This is a genomic window from Candidatus Latescibacter sp. IFSED24, assembly GCF_058273205.1.
Window position 1 is genome coordinate 2087956 of record NZ_CM177850.1, and the last position, 19873, is coordinate 2107828.

The 19873-nt window shown below is 67.5% G+C and carries 14 protein-coding genes; 7 read left to right on the forward strand and 7 right to left on the reverse strand.

The features are described 5' to 3' along the window. The first annotated feature begins 40 nt into the window (after nucleotides 1-40). A complete protein-coding gene (locus IFSED24_RS08475) occupies nucleotides 41-2707 on the forward strand; it encodes a protein kinase domain-containing protein (protein ID WP_491334785.1) in 2667 nt (888 codons plus the stop codon). 100 nt (nucleotides 2708-2807) lie between these two features. On the opposite strand, the gene scpA is transcribed toward IFSED24_RS08475, so the two are convergent. The 4 genes from scpA to IFSED24_RS08495 form a co-directional block, all read right to left on the reverse strand. Then, complete coding sequence (scpA, locus tag IFSED24_RS08480) at nucleotides 2808-4988, reverse strand: methylmalonyl-CoA mutase (protein ID WP_491334786.1); 2181 nt, start codon at nucleotides 4986-4988, stop codon at nucleotides 2808-2810. After that, on the reverse strand, nucleotides 4985-7120 hold the full coding sequence (locus IFSED24_RS08485) for a methylmalonyl-CoA mutase family protein (protein WP_491334787.1): 2136 nt from the start codon (nucleotides 7118-7120) through the stop codon (nucleotides 4985-4987). The genes scpA and IFSED24_RS08485 overlap by 4 nt, the downstream gene beginning before the upstream one ends. 199 nt (nucleotides 7121-7319) lie before the next feature. Then, entirely contained in the window at nucleotides 7320-9545 is a 2226-nt protein-coding gene (locus IFSED24_RS08490) for a FlgD immunoglobulin-like domain containing protein (RefSeq protein WP_491334788.1), read from the reverse strand. Nucleotides 9546-9636: 91 nt separating this feature from the next. Then, nucleotides 9637-10818 carry a metallophosphoesterase gene (locus tag IFSED24_RS08495; RefSeq protein ID WP_491334789.1) on the reverse strand — a complete coding sequence of 394 codons (1182 nt, stop codon included), beginning with the start codon at nucleotides 10816-10818 and terminating at the stop codon, nucleotides 9637-9639. A gap of 104 nt (nucleotides 10819-10922) precedes the next feature. On the opposite strand from IFSED24_RS08495, the gene IFSED24_RS08500 reads away from it, so the two are divergent. The 5 genes from IFSED24_RS08500 to IFSED24_RS08520 are packed head-to-tail and all read left to right on the forward strand — an operon-like array spanning nucleotide 10923 to nucleotide 15062. Beyond that, entirely contained in the window at nucleotides 10923-11366 is a 444-nt protein-coding gene (locus IFSED24_RS08500) for a Fur family transcriptional regulator (protein WP_491334790.1), read from the forward strand. After that, nucleotides 11363-12217 carry a metal ABC transporter solute-binding protein, Zn/Mn family gene (locus IFSED24_RS08505; RefSeq protein WP_491334791.1) on the forward strand — a complete coding sequence of 285 codons (855 nt, stop codon included), beginning with the start codon at nucleotides 11363-11365 and terminating at the stop codon, nucleotides 12215-12217. The genes IFSED24_RS08500 and IFSED24_RS08505 overlap by 4 nt, the downstream gene beginning before the upstream one ends. Further along, nucleotides 12214-12981 carry a metal ABC transporter ATP-binding protein gene (locus IFSED24_RS08510; protein ID WP_491334792.1) on the forward strand — a complete coding sequence of 256 codons (768 nt, stop codon included), beginning with the start codon at nucleotides 12214-12216 and terminating at the stop codon, nucleotides 12979-12981. The genes IFSED24_RS08505 and IFSED24_RS08510 overlap by 4 nt, the downstream gene beginning before the upstream one ends. Further along, nucleotides 12974-13834, forward strand: coding sequence for a metal ABC transporter permease (locus tag IFSED24_RS08515; protein ID WP_491334793.1), 861 nt, complete (start codon nucleotides 12974-12976; stop codon nucleotides 13832-13834). Before IFSED24_RS08510 ends, IFSED24_RS08515 begins: the two co-directional genes overlap by 8 nt. A 1-nt stretch (nucleotide 13835) precedes the next feature. Next, nucleotides 13836-15062 (forward strand): BaiN/RdsA family NAD(P)/FAD-dependent oxidoreductase, encoded by a 1227-nt coding sequence (locus IFSED24_RS08520; protein WP_491334794.1) that lies wholly within the window; start codon nucleotides 13836-13838, stop codon nucleotides 15060-15062. Between the two features lies 1 nt (nucleotide 15063). On the opposite strand, the gene IFSED24_RS08525 is transcribed toward IFSED24_RS08520, so the two are convergent. Continuing rightward, the gene (locus tag IFSED24_RS08525; RefSeq protein ID WP_491334795.1) at nucleotides 15064-16674 is read right to left on the reverse strand and encodes a sigma 54-interacting transcriptional regulator; all 1611 of its coding nucleotides are present in this window, start codon (nucleotides 16672-16674) and stop codon (nucleotides 15064-15066) included. A gap of 824 nt (nucleotides 16675-17498) precedes the next feature. Continuing rightward, a complete protein-coding gene (locus tag IFSED24_RS08530) occupies nucleotides 17499-17843 on the reverse strand; it encodes a hypothetical protein (RefSeq protein ID WP_491334796.1) in 345 nt (114 codons plus the stop codon). A gap of 146 nt (nucleotides 17844-17989) precedes the next feature. Here IFSED24_RS08530 and IFSED24_RS08535 point away from each other — a divergent pair, with 146 nt between their 5' ends. Next, the gene (locus tag IFSED24_RS08535; protein ID WP_491334797.1) at nucleotides 17990-18373 is read left to right on the forward strand and encodes a hypothetical protein; all 384 of its coding nucleotides are present in this window, start codon (nucleotides 17990-17992) and stop codon (nucleotides 18371-18373) included. Between the two features lie 193 nt (nucleotides 18374-18566). On the opposite strand, the gene IFSED24_RS08540 is transcribed toward IFSED24_RS08535, so the two are convergent. Next, nucleotides 18567-19862 (reverse strand): T9SS type A sorting domain-containing protein, encoded by a 1296-nt coding sequence (locus tag IFSED24_RS08540; protein ID WP_491334798.1) that lies wholly within the window; start codon nucleotides 19860-19862, stop codon nucleotides 18567-18569. Nucleotides 19863-19873 lie beyond the last annotated feature (11 nt).

Genomic DNA, 19873 nt, shown 5'->3' on the forward strand with positions numbered 1-19873 from the left:
CGAATCCTGATTACGCCCCCCCCCACCAACCGAGGTCTCCTTGATCGGCAAGAAGCTGGCCCACTACGAGATCACCGCCCTGCTCGGCAAGGGCGGCATGGGTGAAGTCTACCGCGCCACGGACACCAAGCTGGGCCGCGACGTCGCGATCAAGCTCCTGCCCGCCGGTTTCGACGACGACAAGGAACGCCTGGCCCGCTTCCAGCGCGAGGCGCGCACCCTGGCCGCGTTGCAGCATCCCAACGTGGCCTCGATCTACGGACTCGAGACCGCGGACGGGCAGACCTTCCTGGTGCTGGAACTCGTCGAGGGCGAGGATCTCGCCCAGCGGCTGGCGCAGGGCGCCCTCCCCCTGGACAGCGTAGTGGACATGGCCCGGCAGGTGGCCACCGGCCTGGAGGCCGCGCACGACAAGGGCATCGTCCACCGCGATCTGAAACCCGCCAACATCAAGCCGGGAGCGGACGGGTCGGTGAAGATCCTGGATTTCGGCCTGGCCCGGGCTCTGGAAACCGATCCCACGACGACCGAGGACCCGTCGCTGACACCCACGCTGACCGCGGCCATGACCCGCGCCGGCATGATCCTGGGCACCGCGGCCTACATGTCCCCGGAACAGGCCCGGGGGCTGGCGGTCGACAAGCGCACCGACATCTTCTCCTTCGGCATCGTCCTCTACGAGATGCTCACGGGATCGCGGGCGTTCGGTGGGGACACCATGTCCGACACCCTGGCCTCCATCCTCAAGGAGCAGCCCGACCGCGAGGCGCTGCCGGCCCGGGTGCCCCCTGCGATCCGGACGCTGCTCGACCGCTGCCTCGAGAAGGACCCCAGGCAGCGGCTACGCGACATCGGCGAGGCCCGGCTCATCCTCGAGGCCGTGCAGGCCGGCGACACCACCGCCTCGACGATCCTCGGCAGCGTCGCGGCGCCGCAGCCCGCCGGCCCGACCCGCGCGAAGGGTATCCGTCCCCGCGAGATCGCCGCCTGGCTGCTGGCGGTGACCGCGGTTGCGGCCCTCGGCGTGGGCCTGACCAGGATCGGTTCCCCACCACCACGGCCGACGGTGGGGAGGTTCTCGGTTCCCGTGTCGGGCGATGTCGACCTGCGCTACACCCACGGAGGCCTGGTCATCTCTCCCGACGGCTCGCGCATCGCCTACATCAACGGCCGGAAGCTCTACGTCCGTCCACTGGACAGCTGGGACGCCATCGAGATCCCCCACTCGGAGGAAGCCTCCTCGCCGTTCTGGTCGCCCGCCGGCGACTGGCTGGCCTTCGCCGTCGGCAGGGACATCTGGCGTGTACGCCCGGACGGCACCCAGCGGCAGCTGATCTGCACCGCCGAGATGGCCATCTCCCGCACCACGGGCGGCGCCTGGCTCGCGGACGACCGCATCGTGTTCCGAGGGACGCAGGACCTGATGGTCGTGCCCGCGTCCGGGGGCAGCATCACGACCTTCGTGGGAACCGCCGACTCGGCGATCGTCGACTACCACGAGCCTGAAGCCTTGCCCGACGGAGAGGGCCTCGTCGTGGGCATGCACATGCAGGCCGGGGTCAACACCATCGGAATCGTATCCCTGGAGGGAGCCTTGACCCAGGTGCTCACGATCCCCGGGGCGAACATCAGCGACCCCTGCTACTCGCCCTCGGGACATCTCCTCTTCCAGGACGAGTCCGATCTCTGGGCGGTCGCGTTCTCGCTGGCCGATCTGACCATTCGCGGCGACCCCTTCCCGGTGGAGCGCAACACGGCGATCCCGACCGTGGCGAAGAACGGCACGCTCGCCTACATCCGGAACGCCGGCACGATCCTCAGACGGCTGGTCCTCGTCGATCGGACGGGTGCGCTCGTGAAGCAGCTCGGCCAGCCGGAGGACATCTGGGCGGCGTATGCTCTCACACCGGACGGAAGCCGGGCCGCCGCGATGCAGACCAAACAGACCGACATCTATCTGCACGACGACCGCCAGGCCCGCACCCGCGTGACGTTCACCGAGGTCGAGCACGACATGGTCTCGTTCTCCTGGGACGGCGCCACGATCTATTTCGCCACCGGCACCGAGGGCAACTACCGCATCGGCAGCCAACGGGTCGACCGCAACGAGCCCGAGCAACTGCTCATCCCGGCCGGCGACCTGGGCCCTCATTACTACGCGGCCTGCCCCGCGGTCACCCGCGACGGCGAGCGCCTCTTCTACACCGCGATCGGTGCCAACGAGAAGCAGGACATCGCCTGGCTGGATCTCGTGGGCGACCAGGAGCCCCGGCTGTTCCTGTCCGGCGACGCCGCCGAGTACGCGGCCCGTCCCTCGCCAGCCGATGCCCGCTACGTGGCCTACGTGTCCGAGGAGTCGGGCTCCGCGCAGGTCTACCTGACGACCTGGCCGGACGCCGATCAGAAGCTGCCCGTCTCCATCGACGGCGGGCTGTGGCCGCGCTGGAAGGGTGACGGCAAGGAATTGTACTTCGCGTCCGGCAACGACATCTTCGCCGTCGACGTGACCTACGACCCCCTCGTCCTCAGTCGCCCGCGCAAGCTGTTTTCAAGACTGGAGATCGATGACCGGCAGCCCTTCGGCTGGCCGGCCACGTTCGGCGTCACGGAGGATGGCGAGCGTTTCCTGGTGACCGATCTGGTGGTCGACGAGAACCTAGATCCCGAGATCGCCATCGTGCAGAGCTGGTCGGTATCGCGCGAGTGACCGCGGACGGGGGCCGCGGACGTGACGGCCTCTCATGACGATGAGGGCCCCCGGGGGAGCCCTCATCGATGGGATCGACGGTCGCGGCGGCAGACGATCGCTACTCCGCGTACCCCAGCCGCCGATTCAGCTCCACCATGATCACCTTGGCCGCCTCGGGGATCACGGTGCCCGGCCCGAAGATCGCCGCGGCTCCGTGCTCGCGCAGGAAGTCGTAGTCCTGCGCCGGGATCACCCCGCCGCAGATCACCATGATGTCCTCGCGCCCCAGCTTCTTCAGCTCGGCCACGAGCTGCGGCAACAGCGTCTTGTGCCCCGCGGCCAGCGACGACATGCCCACCACGTGAACATCGTTCTCCACCGCCTGCCTGGCGGTCTCCTCGGGGGTCTGGAAGAGCGGCCCCATGTCCACGTCGAAACCCAGATCGGCGTAGGCCGTGGCCACCACCTTGGCGCCCCGGTCGTGTCCGTCCTGGCCCATCTTGGCGATCATGATGCGCGGCCGACGGCCCTCGTGTTTCGCGAAGGTCTCGATGAGCTGGCTGACCTCGGTCACCTCACCCTCCTCGCCGTACTCGGCGCTGTAGACGCCGCTGATGGTCTTGATCTCGGCCTTGTGGCGGCCGGCGACCTTCTCGCAGGCGTCGGAGATCTCGCCCAGGGTGGCGCGTACCCGCGCCGCGTCCACCGCCAGCGAGAGCAGGTTGCCCTCGCCGGTGCGGGCGCACTCGGTGAGCGCGTTCAACGCCGCCTCCACCGCTGCGCCGTCGCGCTCGACCTTGAGCTTCTCCAGCCTTTCGACCTGCTGCCGCCGGACCTCGGTGTTGTCGACCTCGAGGATCTCCAGCGGATCCTGGTGATCGAGGCGGTACTTGTTCACGCCGACGATGGTCTCCTGGCCGCTGTCGATGTGCGCCTGCCGGCGCGCCGAGGCTTCCTCGATGCGCAGCTTGGGCAGCCCCGAGGCGATGGCCTTGGCCATGCCGCCCATCTGCTCCACTTCCTGGATGTGGCCCCACGCCTTCTGGATCAGCTCGTGCGTGAGGCTCTCCAGATAGTAGCTCCCGCCCCAGGGATCGACCACGCGGCAGATCTGCGTCTCGTCCTGCAGGTAGAGCTGGGTGTTGCGGGCGATGCGCGCCGAGAAATCGGTCGGTAGCGCGATGGCCTCGTCCAGCGCGTTGGTGTGCAGCGACTGGGTGTGGCCCAGCGCCGCCGCCATGGCCTCCACGCAGGTGCGGACCACGTTGTTGAACGGATCCTGCTCGGCGAGCGACCAGCCCGAGGTCTGGCTGTGGGTGCGCAGCGCCAGCGACTTGGGGCTCCGGGGTTCGAACTGCTTGAGCAGCTTGGCCCAGATCACCCGGCCCGCGCGCAGCTTGGCCATCTCCATGAAGTAGTTCATGCCCTCGGCCCAGAAGAACGACAGGCGCGGGGCGAAGGCGTCGATGTCGAGCCCCGCCGCCAGACCCGTGCGCACGTACTCCAGGCCGTCGGCGATGGTGTAGGCCAGCTCGAGGTCCGCGGTGGCGCCGGCCTCCTGCATGTGGTAGCCGCTGATGGAGATGGAGTTGAACTTGGGCATCTGCCGCGAGGTGTACTCGAAGATGTCGCCGATGATCTTCATGGAGAAGTCGGGTGGGTAGATGTAGGTGTTGCGGACCATGTACTCCTTGAGGATGTCGTTCTGGATCGTGCCCGCGAGCTGATCCAGCGAGGCCCCCTGCTCCAGCGCCGCCACGATGTAGAACGCCATCACCGGCAGCACCGCCCCGTTCATCGTCATGGAGACCGACATCTTGTCGAGCGGGATGCCGTCGAAGAGCGTCTTCATGTCGAGGATCGAGTCGATGGCCACGCCGGCCTTGCCCACGTCGCCGACCACGCGCGGGTGGTCGCTGTCGTAGCCGCGGTGCGTCGCCAGGTCGAAGGCCACCGACAGGCCCTTCTGACCGGCCGCGAGGTTGCGCCGGTAGAATGCGTTGGATTCCTCGGCGGTGGAGAAGCCGGCGTACTGCCGCACGGTCCACGGCCGCAGCACGTACATGGTGGCGTAGGGCCCGCGCAGGAACGGCGGGATGCCCGCGGTGTAGTCGACGTGCTCGAGGTCCGCGATGTCCGCGGCGTCGTAGAGCGCGCGCACGTCGATCTGCTCGTTGGTCCGCCAGACGGCGTCGGGATCGCCGCCGCGTTCGCGCACGCTGGCGGCCCAGGCCGCGCGGTCGGCGGCACCGGTGGGCTGGGCGAGGTCGACCTTGGTGTAATCAGGAATCCGGCTCACAGCGCGACCCCCTTGGTGCGGGCCAGTTCGCTCAACACCGCGTGGGCGTCGGAGCGGACGTGGATGAAGTCGTCGAGGCCGGCCTCCTGCAGCTGGTCGGCCAGATCCTTGGGCATGCCGGCAAGCAGCACGGTCTCGATATCGCGCGCCTTGAGCTGTGCGACCGTCGCCACCGCTTGCTCGGCATAGGTTTCGTCCAGGCCCACCAGGACCACCGTGCGGGCCTTGCTCAGCGAGGCGGCCTCGGCGGCCTCCGCCGGCGTCTTGAAGAAGCGGTCGGCCTGCACGGCGAAGCCGCCGGTCTGGAAGAACCCACGGGTGAAATCGAGCCGGGGCATGTAGCGCGCCACATTGCCGAGATTGGCGCAGAAGACCGTGGTGTCGCGGGGATCGCCGTGGTCGCGGACCGCGGCGCGCAGTCGTTCGAACATCTCGCCGGCGCGCCAGGACACGATGGGGGCGATGCGTTCGTGCGGGTCGGCGTCGTGGCGGAAGGTGCCACTCAGCTCGCCCACGGTCGCGCCGGCGGCCGCTGCCGCGACGATGGCCTCGAAGACCGCAGGCCCCTCGCCCTGGAGGATGCCCTCGAGCTTGCGCAGCACCTCCACGTTCTGCTGGTGGTCGCCGCTGGTGCGCAGTTCCTGCAGGACCTGCGCGCGCTCGGCCCGCAGCGCGGCGTGGTTCGCCGTCCGTCCGGGGCGGGGCTGTTCCTGGGCGTTGGGATACTGGTTGGTGCCCACCAGGATATCCTTGCGCAGCGCCAGGTTCTCGCGGCGCCGGCCCGCGGTCCCCGCGATGCGCGCCTGGATCGACCCGCTCTTCAGCGCGGCCACGATCCCGCCCTCGGCCTCGATCTCCTGGAACAGCCGCCAGGCGGCCGCGGCCACCTGGCCGGTGAGCTTCTCCACGAACCAGCTGCCGCCCGCCGGGTCGCCCACCAGGTCGAAATGGCACTCCTCGCGCAGCATGATCTGGGTGTTGCGGGCGAGGCGGCGGCTGAACTCGTCGGGCAGGCCCAGTGGCTCGTCGAACGGCGCCACGTGCAGGCTGTCGACCTGGCCGAGCACCGCGGCCATAGCCTCGGTGGTGGTGCGCAGCATGTTCACGTGGGGGTCGAGCGCGGTCTTGGTGAAGCGGCTGGTGCGCGCGCCGATGGTCATGCGCTGGGCGTCGTCGCCGCCGCCGGCCGCCGCCACGATGCGCGACCAGAGCAGGCGCGCGGCGCGCAGCCGGGCGATCTCCATGAAGAAGTGGGTGCCCACCGAGAAACCGAAGCGGATGCGGGGAGCGACGGTCTCCAGGTCGAGGCCGCGCGTCTCCAGCTCGCGCAGATGATGCACCGCCACGGCCAGGGTGATGGCCAGCTCCTCGACCGCGCTGGCGCCGCCGTCGTGGTAGACGTGGCCGCGGGCGGCGACGGTCTGCAGGCCAGGAGCGTGCGCGGCGGCCCAGCCGGTGAGGATGGCCAGCTCGTCGTAGGCCTGGTCGAGCGACAGTGGCAGGCGACCGTGCTCGGCGAGGCCGGCGAGGGGGTCGAGCCCCACGCTGCCCTGCAGCCTGTCGTCCGCCACGCCGCGCTTGCGCGCCAGCGCCACCAGCAGCGCGGCGTAGGTCAAGGCGCCCGCACCGCTCTCGAGGTGCACCGGCACCCTGGCCAGATCGACCCCGTCGAGCGCCTGGCAGAGACCGCGCAGCGACGCCACCGAGGTACCGTCGCGACCCACATCGGCGGGGTCGGCCTGGTCGGGATCGAGGCCGGCCTGACTGGCGCGATCGACAACCAGGACCGCGGCGTTCTGGCCGCACTTGAGATCGTGACGCAGCGCCTCGTTGAATTCCTCGTAGGTGGGATAGGGCAGCTCCTGGGCGATCTGCCACGGCTGCTCGCGGTAGCCCAGCGGCCGGACGCCGCGGGCGAAGGGAGCAGTGCCGGGCGCTGCGCCGAGGTGCTCCAGCCCTTCGAGGTCCGCCTTGGTGTACATGGGCTGCAACGTGATGCCCTCGTACGTCGGCGTGAACATCTTCTTCTCGAAGGGAATGCCCTTGAGCAGCCTGACGCACTCCTCGTGCCACTCCTCCAGGGTGGGCACCGGGAAGTCGTCACGCAGGCCCAAACCGGTCTGGTCGCTCATCTGTACCCTCGCACGAATGCCGGTCCGCGGGGGCCCGGTCCGTCGAAAAGCGATAGCGGCGGGCCTCGGCCCGCGTCTGCACCGCAGTAAGGTGGTTACTTGCCGGAGACATGGCAAGGGCTGGAGTTGGCCTGCCGACCCGCCTGGAAGCGGCTGTCGGGACGCGTCAAATGGCCGGATCGGAGGCCAACCTGCGCGATCAGCGGATCAAGGCGCAGCGAGCGGTCTGCACGCCCTGCGGCGTGCGGATCCGGACCAGGTAAGTGCCGCTGGGCAAGGCCCGGCCGGCCTGATCGGTCCCCTCCCAGGTCAGGCTCGCCGGTCCGGCGGGCAGGCTGGCGCGCAGGGTGCGCACCCGCAGACCGCGGGCGTTGTAGAGCGCCACCTCCACGGCCCCGGCCGTGGGCATGGTGAAGGCGAAGCTGGTCCGGGGGTTGAAGGGGTTGGGCGCCACGCGCACCGCTGGTCCGGCTCGTGGCACGGGCGCCGCCACGGGTGCGGAGTCCGAGAGCGTCAGGACATCGAGGCGGTCGGTGGTGAGGACCACCAGGACGTTGCCCACGGCGGCGATCCGCTGCACCGGACCGGGTGCGGTCCAGATCGCCTGCGGGATCATGGCGTCCGGATCGCCGGCGTAGCCGTACACCGTCACCTGGTCGCCATCGAAACTGACGTGGCGATCGCCGATGCGCGCCGGCTGCTGGGCCGCCACCACGTCGCGGTCATGCTCGTCGGTGGGTCCGTAGCACCAGAAATCGACATCCTGCGCGCTGAAGCTCGACGCGGGCGCGGCTGGATCGGCGAGGTCGACCACCAGGGTGCGCGTGGTGCTCGGCAGCGCGGTCTGCGGATCCCGGCACAGGACCAGGACCTGGTTACCGCGCCTGACGAGCTGACTCGGCCGCCACGCCGCTCCATCCTCGTCGGGATCGACCAGGAAGGTCGCGACCAGCTGCGGCGACTCGGGCTCGCCCACGTCGACGACGTGCACCAGGCCCGGCTGACCGGCGACCTCGGCCAGGACCACCACGAGGTCGTCGAATAGGAGGCACCGCTGCAGGTCGCCGTCCAGGGCGAGCTGGCCGAGGACCGTGGGAGCGGTCGGGTCGGCCACCGAGAACAGGGTGAGTCCGTCGGCCGAGGTGCCGGCCAGCACGGTTGCGACCACGTCCAGACAGGTCAGAGGCGGATCTGGCGCGAGCACCGCGATCTCCTCCGGCACGAGCGGATCAGAAAGGTCCTCGAGGTGCACACCGGCGCCGGATCGATGGAAATAGAGCACGTCGCCGTCGGCCAGCAACGAGCCAAGCGCAAACTCACGACCTGGACGTGCCTGCAGCGTGGCCAGTTCGGGGCCGGTGAGGTCGACCACATAGCGACGGTCGGTGCCCTGGAGCCAGACGGCCCGGTCGGCAACCTCCAGGAGCGCGCCCTCGAGCAGAGGCCAGGCGTAGCCGAGATCGACGATGGGATCGGTGCCCGTCGGGATCCGGTAACCGTTCAGGCCGACCGCGGTCTCGAGCAGGATCAGGTCGTCGTGGACCTCGATGCGATCGCCGCGTGGCAGCGAGGAGGCGAGGATCCCCCGCGCGGTCATGGCCGCCGGGTCGGCGGTGTCGAACACCTCGAGCGGATCGGTGATCTCGGCACCGGCCACCACGAGCCAGCGGCCGCCAAGAGTCAGCGAAGATCCGGTCGCGGCGACCTGGCCGAGGTAGATCGGGTTCTGGGGATTGGTGAGGTCGTAGCTCTCGATACGGTCACCCCAGCGAACGAACAGGGTGCGCTCGCGCAGTGCCAGTCCGCTCGCGGTCCAGCCCTCCGCCGGCGGCTCGATGGTGGCCATGATCGTGGGCAGGAGCGGATTGGCCAGGTTCACCACGTGAAGGCCGTCGTCGTTGCCGAGCACGGCCCGATCGCCGGCGAATGCCCACACGTCGGCCTGGCCGATGGTCTCGCTGAAATCGAGCAGGCCCAGGATGCCCCCGGGCCCCGGCGCCGAGAGCACGATCAGATAGATCTGCGGCTCCACCAGCACCCGGTAGCCGACCCCGTCGATCTGGACGTTGGGCAGATGCCAGTTGGCCGGCACGTCGTCGAAGCTGAGCACGCCATTGAAATCCACAGACCCCAGCAGTCCTTCCGCACCGTCGAATCGCACGAGGGTCGAGTCGCCGAAGGACTCCAGGCCGATGGGCGGCTGTGGCAAAGTCCGCACCAGGTTGTCGCGTCGCGGTTCGGGTGCGCTCCAGTTCACCAGGCGGAGGTCCTGGTCGCTGACCACCAGGGTCTGTGGAGAGAAAGGCACCCAGAAGCGCGGTGCTGGCGTCTCGAGCGACCCGATGACATCCAGCGTCGTTTCCGCCAGGGCCACCCCGGCCACCAGCAGGGCGGCGCAGCAGACGATTGAACATCGAGCGGACATCTGATTCCCCTGGCACAAGAATGGATTGGCGACCGCGACTCCCTGATTATACGAGAGCCACCCGGCGGTAGGCAAACGGGCGGGAAGCGGATCAGGTTGCGTCGGGCTGCAACTCCAGGAGCACCATCTCCGGCGGACAGCCCAGGCGGAACGGGAACCAGTGCCCCAGGCCGCAGGTCACGTGCATCACGGCCTGCTCGTGGCGATAGACGCCCCAGGCCCAGCGGACCGCTCCGTTGAGCTGCAGGATCGAGCGACCGGCCACCGCCATCTGTCCGCCGTGGGTGTGTCCGGCGAGGACCAGGTCCACGCCACGGGCCGCCGCGTGCGGCAACACGCTGGGGCGGTGGCTCAGAAGCACCGTGAACGCATCGGGCGAGACGGGCCCCAGGGTGCGCTGGAGCTGATCGGGATAGAAGTCGTTCTGGGTGCTACGGGGCACCGCGCGGATGTCATCGATGCCCGCCAGCACGAACGGCTGGCCCGCGTGGCGCAGCAGACGACCGCTGGTGCGCAGCAGTTCCACGGGTCCCTCGGCATAGGCTGCGAGCATGGGCGTCAGGCCACGGGCATGTTCGTGGTTGCCGAGGCAGGCGAAGGCGCCGAGAGGCGCGTCGAGGTCGGCGATCATCTCGAGGGCGCGCGGGAGCTGGGTCACGTCGTCGGCCAGGTCGCCCGTGACGCAGACCAGGTCGTACTCGCCCCGTGGCGCCCGGCGCAGCGCGCGTTCGAGATCGGGCAGGCGGACCAGGTCCCAGAGGTGGACATCGCTGAAATGCAGGATGCGCAGGCCGGCGAGCGGGGTCGGCAGATGCGGCAGGCGGAGCGTGCGTCGCCGCAACCGGACCGGGCCCTCGGCCTCGACCACGCCGCCCAGCCCGGTGGCGCCGGCGGCCACCGGCAGCGCCACGGCCGAGGCCTGCAACAGGAAGCGGCGACGTCCGGCCCGGGGCGAGGGGTTCCGGCCGCCCAGGTGCGAGGCCGCCTGCAGGAGCGCCGCCAGCAACAGTGCTCCCCCCAGGGCGAGCTGTCCGAAGAACAGCGCCAGCTGCCAGGTGACGAGGCTGTCGGCCACGTCGGTGGCGCCCAGGCGGGTCAGGGCGAACCAGATAGTCGGCACGGCGAGGTCCAGGCCGACGAGGATCCAGGCGCCCCGGCGCACCCGGGCGCGCGCCCACCAGGACCGCAACGCCAGACGGACGAAGACCAGCAACCCCGACCCCAGGACGAGGAAGGCCACCAGGAGCAGCGCAAAATCTCGGTAACGAACCATGGCGTCGAAGGTATCCATCACCGGGCCGGACGCCAAGTCCAGGCTTGCTGATGCAACAGAATTGCGTTTAATGTCGGCGACCGCCAACGCCGAACGGAGCCGCCGTGTCCCTCCCGCTCACCGAGGAATCCCTGCGCCAGGACCTGCACACTGCCGGTCTGCGCGCCACTGGGCCCCGGCTGGCCGTTCTCCAGCTCCTGCGCCGGGCACGGCTGCCGTTGAGCCACCCCGAGGTGGTGGCGGCACTCGAGGACCGGGCCTGGGACCGCGCCACCCTCTACCGCAACCTGCAGGATCTGGCCCGCTGCGGCCTGGCGCGCCGCACCGACCTCGGCGACCGGGTCTGGCGCTTCGAGGCCGCCGGCCATACTCGGCCCGCCCACAGCCACCCGCACTTCGTGTGCCAGGACTGCGGTCAGGTGACCTGCTTGCACGACGCCACCGTCCATGTCGAGTCTGGCAGGAAAGCACCGAGAGCCGTGCGCGCCGAGGAGTTCGAGGTCCAGCTCAAGGGCCGCTGCGATCAGTGCCGGAAGGAGATCAGATGAGAATCGTGCTCGGCATCCTGCTGCTCTGCGCGGGCCTCGCCGTCGCGGCCGAGCCCCTGGATGTGCTGGTGACGATCCTGCCCCACGCCTCGCTGGTCGAGCGCCTCGGCGGCGATTCGGTGAGGGTACGCGTGCTGGTGGGCCCCGGCGAGACGCCGGCGAGTTTCGACCCCACGCCACGGCAGCTCCAGGCCGTGGCCGGCAGCCAGCTCTGGCTCACGACCGGCGCGCCGCTGGAGACGCCGCTGGCCCCGCGGCTGGCCGCCCTGCAGCCCGCGCTCGACATCGTCGCCACCCACGCCGGCCTCGAGTTGCTGGCCGACGCATCCTGCACAGACCACGGCCACGACCATGGCGAGACCGACCCGCACGTCTGGCTGAGCGCGCGCAACACCAGCCACCAGGCCGCCATCATGGCCGACGCCCTGGCGCGCCACCTGCCGGCCGAATCTGCGGCCATCGCCGCGCGGCTCGGCGAACTCCAGGCCGACCTGCAGGCCCTCGACCAGGAACTCACCGACCAGCTGGCTCCGGTCCGCGGCCGCACCATGGTGGTCTTCCATCCCGCCTTCGGCTACCTGGCGCGCGATTACGGGCTCGTCCAGCAGGCGGTGGAAAGCGGCGGCCTGGCGCCGAGCCCGCGCCACCTCAGCAGGCTGCTCGCCGAGATCCAGGGCCAGGGCATCCACACGATCTTCGTTCAACCGCAGCAATCGGACCAGCTGATCCGCCGACTCGCCCGCGAGGCCGACCTCGCCGTGGTGGTCCTCGATCCCCTGGCCCGCGACCACCTCGCCAACCTGCGGCACATCGGCACCGCGTTGCGCGCCGGACTGGAGTTGCAGCCATGACCGCCGCCATCGCCTTCACCGGCGTCGATTTCGCCTACGGGCAACGCCCCGTCCTGCACCACGTCGACCTCACCGTGCCCGCCGGCAGCTTCACCGCCATCATCGGACCCAATGGCGGCGGGAAGTCGACGCTCCTGAAACTGGCCCTCGGCTTGCTCGAACCCCGTCGCGGCGAGGTCCGCCTGCTGGGCGACGAGCCGCGCCGGTCGCGTCGTCGCGCCGGATATCTGCCGCAGTCGGCTCGGCTGGACCACGACTTCCCCATCACCGCGCTCGAAGCCGTCAGCCACGGTCGTCTGGGGCGGGGCCTGCACCTGGGCCCGTTCCGGCGCCGGGACCGCGATGCCGCGCTGGCGGCGCTGGCGGCGACCGGTTGTGCCGACCTGGCCTCGCGCCCGCTCGCCCACCTCTCGGGGGGCCAGCGCCAGCGCGTGCTCATCGCCCGCGCCCTGGCCACCGACCCCGAGGTGATGGTGCTCGACGAGCCCGCCGCCGGGCTCGACCCCGCCAGCCAGGCCGAGCTCTACGACCTGCTCTCCGAGCTTTCCGAGCGCGTGACCATCCTGGTCGTGAGCCACCACGTGAGCCTGGTCTCGCGTCATGTCCGGCAGGTGGTCTGCGTCCACGATGGACACCTGCACCTGCCCGTCACCACGGAGATCGGCCCCGAACTGGCGGACTTCTTCCCCGACATGCAGAACATGGTGCTGGTACGGCACGAGCACGACCAGTGCCCCACCCCCGGGGAGGACCATCATGGGTGAGTTCTGGCAAGCCCTGGGTCAGTTCGCCTTCCTGCGCCAGGCGCTCCTGGCCGGCCTGGCGGCCAGCGTGGCCTGCGGCGTGGTCGGCAGCTTCGTGGTGACGCGGCGCATCACCACCGTGGCCGGCGGCCTGGCCCACGCCGTCCTCGGCGGCATGGGCCTGGCCTACTGGCTACAGACCGCCCACGGCGTGTCGTGGCTGCATCCGCTGCACGGGGCGCTGGTCTTCGCGCTGCTGGCGGCGTTGATCCTAGGCCGGGTGCAGGCGGGCGGACGCGAAAGGGTGGACACCGTGATCTCGGCGCTCTGGGCGGTGGGCATGGCGTTGGGCGTGATCTTCCTGTTCCGCTCCCCGGGCTACAAGGTCGACCTGATGAGCTACCTCTTCGGGAACATCATGCTGGTGGACCCCAGGACGCTCATTCTGCTCATCTCTCTTGATGGCATCATCTTACTGATCGTGTGGTTGTTCTACAACCAGCTCGTGGCCGTGAGTTTCGACCCCGAATTCGCCCGCCTGCGCGGCCTGAACGTGGATGCCTGGTCCACCCTGCTGCTGGTTCTGGTGGCCTTGACCGTGGTCAGCCTGGTCTACGTGGTGGGGATCGTCATGGTGATCGCGCTATTGGCCCTGCCAGCCGCGGCCGTCGGACGGTTCACGGCCCGGCTGGGAGTGATGATGGCGGCGGCCACCGCGCTCTGTGCCATGACCACCACCACGGGCCTGGCGCTCAGCTTCCACTTCGACCTGCCAACCGGCGCGGTCACCATCCTGGTGGCGGCGCTGTTCTACGTGGTGGCCCTGCTGCTTCAGCGTCGGCCGGCCCGTCAACTATCCCGCGGAGGTCGCTGAGTTGAGCCGCAGCGTGGTGATCGTGGGCGGCGGTGCCGCAGGCATGTTCGCGGCCATTCGCGCCGCCGAGCTGGCGCCCGATCTGCGCGTGACCGTGCTGGAGAAGAGCCGCGACCTCCTGCAGAAGGTCGGCATCTCCGGCGGCGGCCGCTGCAACGTCACCCACGACTGTCGCGACCCCCGCGAGCTCGTGAACTTCTACCCGCGTGGCTCCCGCGAATTGCGCGGACCATTCAGCCGCTTCGCCGCCCAGGACACCGTCGACTGGTTCACGGCCCGCGGCGTCGCGTTGAAAACCGAACCCGATGGCCGCATGTTCCCCATCACCGACGACTCGGCCACGGTGATCGGCTGCCTTCTCGACGCCGCACGCAAGGCCGGGGTCGAGATCCTCACCAGGCGTACGGTGCAGACGGCAGAACGGACAGCGGAGGGTTTCCTGATCACCCTCGCCGACACGACCGCGCTGTCCTGCCACCGCCTGCTTCTGGCCACCGGCGGCATGCGTAGCTCTGGTGCCCGCGAGCTCGTCGAGTCGTTCGGACACGCGGTGCTCGAGCCAGTGCCCTCGCTGTTCACATTCCACATCGAGGACTCGCGGCTGGCCGATCTGGCCGGTCTCGCGGTCGAGGACGCCGGCACCGCCATCGCCGGGGTCAAGAGTCTACGCCAGCGGGGCCCGCTGCTCGTCACCCACTGGGGTGTGAGCGGCCCGGGCGTGCTCAAACTCTCGGCCTGGGGCGCCCGCGCGCTGGCCAACCGGAACTACGTGTGCGAGCTGGTCGTGGACTGGCTACCGGCGTTGCCTCCCGACGGGGTGCCTGCGATGATCGCGACCGCCCGTCGCGAGCATCCGCGCAAGCAGGTGGTAGCCACCGCCCTGGGCGGCTTGCCGCGACGGCTCTGGCAACGGCTGACCGCTGCCGCCGGCATCGGCTCCGAGCGCATCTGGAGCGAATTGCGCCGCGAGGAGACGCAGGCCCTCACCGGCCAGCTGCGGGAATGCCGCTTCCAGGTGACCGGCAAATCGCTGAACAAGGACGAGTTCGTGACCTGCGGCGGAGTCCCGCTGCTCGAGGTCGATCTGCGCCGGATGGAGAGCCGTCTCGTGCCCGGCCTGCATTTCGCCGGCGAGATCCTCGACATCGACGGCGTGACCGGGGGCTTCAACCTGCAGGCCGCCTGGACGGGCGGCTGGATCGCGGGCGAGGCGCTGGCTGCGGAATGAATCAGTCGAGGCCGAGCTTGGCGAGTCGCCGGTAGAACGTGGCCCGCGAGACCCCGAGCCGCTTGGCCGCGGCAGTGCGATTGCCGCCTGTCTCCTCGATGGCCAGCAGGATCCTGGCTCGGCTGAGCGTCTCCCCCTTCTCACCCCCCGCCACCGCCGCCGCGGCATGCTGCCCCGGCCCGCTCAACACCATGGCGTCATCTCCCGTGCCGACGTTGATCTGCACGCGCCCCATGGTCTGCAACGAGATATGAGCCCGGCGGGCCACCAGCGCCACCTCACGAACGTTACCTGGCCAGCCATACTTGGCGAGAAGTCGTAAGCTGACCGAATTGAAGTAACGCTCGGCGGTGACCTGGCGGCCCGCCGAGAGACTGAGAAAGTGGTCGAGCAAGGGCCGTAGATCCTCGGGCCGGTCCCGCAGCGGTGCGATGGGAATGGCGAGCACAGCCAGCCGGTAATAGAGGTCCTCGCGGAAATCGCCCTCGGCCACGGCGGCCTCGAGTTCCACGTTGGTGGCGGCGATCACGCGCAGATCAGCCCGCCGCTCCTCGGGATCCCCCAGACAGAGGTACGACCCGTCCTGCATGATACGCAGCAGCTTGGCCTGGGTCTGCGGGGGCAGGTCGCCGATCTCGTCGAGGAAGAGGGTGCCGCCATCGGCCTCGGCCGCCAGCCCCTTGCGGTCGTCATTCGCCCCGCTGAACGCTCCCTTGACGTGCCCGAAGAACTCGCGCTCGAACATGGTCTGGGGAATCGCCGTGATGTTCACCGCCACGAAGGGCTTGTCCTTGCGCAGACTCCGCTGGTGGATCAGCCGCGCGATGACCTCCTTGCCCGTGCCCGTCTCACCGGTCAGGAGGATCGGTTCGTCGTAGGGCGAAAAGGCGGTCACCGCCTGCATGACCTCCTGCATGGCCCGCGACTCGGCAATGATCACCTCGCCCGGACGATAGGTCTCATTCGGCCGCGACCGCGTCCGCGCACTCTCGTACCTGATCTCCTCCGCTCGACGCCGGGCGATCTGCGACTGCAGACGTTTGACCGCGTTCGTCCAGTACTCGATGTCCAGATTGCGGCAGATCCCCTGGGCGATGAGGGCATGCTCCCAGGCCTGGTCGAGAAGATCACGCGGCTCCTCCACCTCGTGATCCTGGCTGCGCGCGAGAAGGGTCTCGGCCGCAGTGATGCGGGCGATGGCGTGCTCGTGGCGCGCATCGATGTCCTCGAGCTGTTCGCAGGCCTTCAACGCATAGTCGAGGGCGCTGGCCATGTCGCCAGCCTGGAGCATCCCCTCGGCCAGGCACCGCAGGGTAACACCCTCCTCGAAGCGGTCACCCAGCTTGCGGGCATGCTGGCGAGCCTGGCGCAGGATCTCGAGGCCCCGCCCGACCGCCCTTTCGGCCACCAGGCATTCGCCCTCGCGGCGCAGGAGTTCCATGACCAGGTCGCCTTCGGGGGCCAGGTCCATGGCGATGGCCATGCCGCGCTGATAGAAGCGCCGGGCCTCCTCGGGCTGGCCTTCGTCGCGGTAGACATCACCGAGGAATTCCAGGGCAAGGCATTCCTCGCGCGGGATCTTGATCTCGCAGGCCATGGTGTAAGCTTGCATGAGGTGCTTGCGAGCGGTGCTGAAGTCGCGGGTGAGGCGGTGGACGTTGCCTAGGGCTATGTGGGTGCGGGTTTGGTTGGGGGTGTCTTGTATCCCACACAAATGCTTTGATGCAATGTCTAGATATTTATTCGCATTTGAATAGCCGCCTAATTTATAATGGCAAATTCCAATATTTAAACTGCTTCTACCAATCCGTCCTATCGAATTTAATAACTCTCCAACATCCTTCGATTTAGTATACCAATCTATTGCCTTGGAATAGTTTCCTAGTTGGAATTCTGCTACACCAGCATAACCCGCATGGTCAGCTTCATATGCTTTATAACCCAACAGTTTCGCAATGCTATAGCCCGCACAAAAATCATTTAAAGCCGTTTCAATTGCACCTTGTCTTAAGTACGCGTAGCCTCGACACAGCAAGTAGTCGAATAGGTCAACCTCCTTCTTTTCAATATATTGGTCAATAATATCGTTTGTAGATTGAACAACGGAGTTGTACTCCCCCTCTGCGAGACTCATAAGCATTGAAATAACATCAAGTTGCCTGCTGCAATCCTCTGGAATATCATACTTGCTTAACCAGCCGATTACCTCATTCGCTTGTTTGTATGATCCAGTTCTTTGATAGTTGCACGCTAGAAGTACCCAGCATCTTGTTACAGAATTTGTACGAGAATAAACCCTGCTCGGATTGTCAATAAGTTGCTTAACTAAAGTCATTGAATCTTGATATAACTCCTGCTCATAAAGAACAATTGCACGCTGAAGACCTGTGCCATCAACACTAAAATTAAGAATGCTGCTTTTGCGGGTTGGTTCGTTCATCTATCCGAACCATTCGTTCGCAATAGCAAGAGAATATTCTTTGAAATGAAAATTGCTGAAGGTACTGGATACTCATAGTATGCGCTATTGATGATAGTTACACCAAAGAACGGAGGTGCTGCATCTTCTGGTTCTGGGCTATTGTCAGGAGGATTGCCACTGGCTCCTCCACTGCTGATTCCCTCACAGCCTATCACCCCCCCGGTCGGATCCCCCTCAAATGACGGACAAGCCGACTCATTACTCCTTTGAAGCTGAGCACCAAAGACAGGCGCCGCGGCCCCTAGACACAGAACCACGACAAAAAGAAAAACAGGCAACGCCCAGAGGCGGATCTTCATTGGGAGGCTCCCCCGTTCGGTGGGAATGAAGTCCCGACGATCAAATCCTATCATTTTTGGCGAATCGGTGACAACCCCCTTTCATCCTCAATTTCAGCCATCAATGGTCCCGGGTTGACTCCTGGCCGATTTCTGACGATATTTGGTTGCCCTTTCTGCCCCGGCGCGTTTCCGGGGCCAGTGATGCATACGTGCTGGAGGATGAATCCGTGGATTGGCATGAGCTGAACAAGCACCGCGTGGCCGACCTTCGTGAGATGATGAAGGAGCATTGCCCGCAGGTTTCCGGCGTGATGTCCATGAAGAAGGAACAGATCGTCGGTTATCTGGCCGAGGCTCTGGGCATCGAGGAGCCCAAGAAGGTCGTCGTCGGTATCGACAAGGCCAGCGTCAAGGGCAAGATCGCCGAGCACCGCACGCTGCGGCAGCAGGCGCTCGAGGCCGGCGACCACACCGAATTGAAGAACCAGCGGCGCAAGATTCATCGCCTGAAGCGGCAGCTTCGCAAGGCGATGAACCTGACCAAGTAATTCCGCCGGAGATCGATTCTGCAGACCGGAGCAGGGCGCGCTGACTGCTCCGGTTTTCCGTGCCTGATGGTGCCTGTCGCAGGGAGCGACACGGCCGGCATGGATTACCTTCAAGCAGTGTGCCGGTACGCCAGGGCCGCCACGACCGATCAGGTCATGGCGGCCCGGTGGACGGTTGCCCGCGATGAAGCAATTACTTCACGAGCAACAGCTTCTGACTTCGCGATTCCCCTCCCGCGATCAACCGCGCCAGATAGACGCCACTGCTCAGTTGTCGTCCGGCGTCATCGCGACCGTTCCAGGTGACCGTGTGCCGTCCGGCCGCCAGGACGCCTGATTCCAGCACCACCATCCGCTGGCCGCGGACATCGAACACCGCCAGCTGGACCTCGCCAGCACGCGGGTTGGTGAATTCGAGCGTGGTCTGGGGATTGAAGGGGTTGGGGTACGCCGACACCGATGTCGCGAGCAAAGGAGTCCCGGGAGCGGCCAGCGGGTTGCCCTCCAGGAAGAACTCCATGATGCCGCGCGCCAGATCCGCACGCGTGGAGGGTGGATCGAAGTCGGTCAGGCCACCGAAGGTGAATGACATGCCGACGGTCTTGTAGGTGCCGGCGTCGCGGGCCACGGCACAGGTGTAGACCGGGCTGCTGTTGGTGAAGATGGCGTAAGCACCGCTGGTCGGAGCCAGGTGGTCCACGTAGCTGGAACTGGCGATGAAGGGGATCGCCATGCCCTGGGTGAAGGTGCCGTCCACACCCATGGCCGTGCTCATGTCGCCGGTCCCGTCGGCGCTGCCGATGATCCCGAAGAGCGGTCCGAAATCGTGGCCGCCCGTCAGGGGATCGTAATTCCAGGTATCGCCGCCCTCGAGGTACACGCAACCACCGGCGGCCGCGAATTCCTCGATGGCCGTGGCCTCGGGTGAGCCCGCCGCGATGACATGGTTGTCGGCATAGAAGCCGCAGCAGACGAACAGGCTGCGGTAGAAGCCGAGGTTGCCGGGCAATTCGCTGACGTACTGGCCGACATAGCCGACCTCACCGAGGGTCTGGTGCAAGACCGGCCCGCTGCTGTTGATCGGCTCGGGATCCCAGACGAGGTAATGGAACTGACCGATCACGATGATCGGCTCCAGCCCAATCGAGCCCCCGTCGTAGCTGACGACCAGATCGAAGACCATGGCCGTGCCGTCGGGGATCTCCGTCGAAGCTTCCACCGTGAAGGGCGAGCCCGCATTGTCGCAGCTCTCCCCGACGGCCAGGTCGGGTAGGGCGGCGGAACCAGCCAGGACGGTGATCCGAGGATCGGTGCAGGCGAGGTTGGCGGTCAACCCGGTGGCCGGTTCGCCGAAGTTCCGGAACGTGAAGACCAGGTCGACCGTCTCGCCTGGATCGAGGCGACCGTTGGGTGCGGCGGCGCTGGCATCGTCGATGATCAGGGTCGTGTTCGCGATCAGGGGGGCATCGGTGGTGAGCAGGACGCTCATGTCGTCCGCGG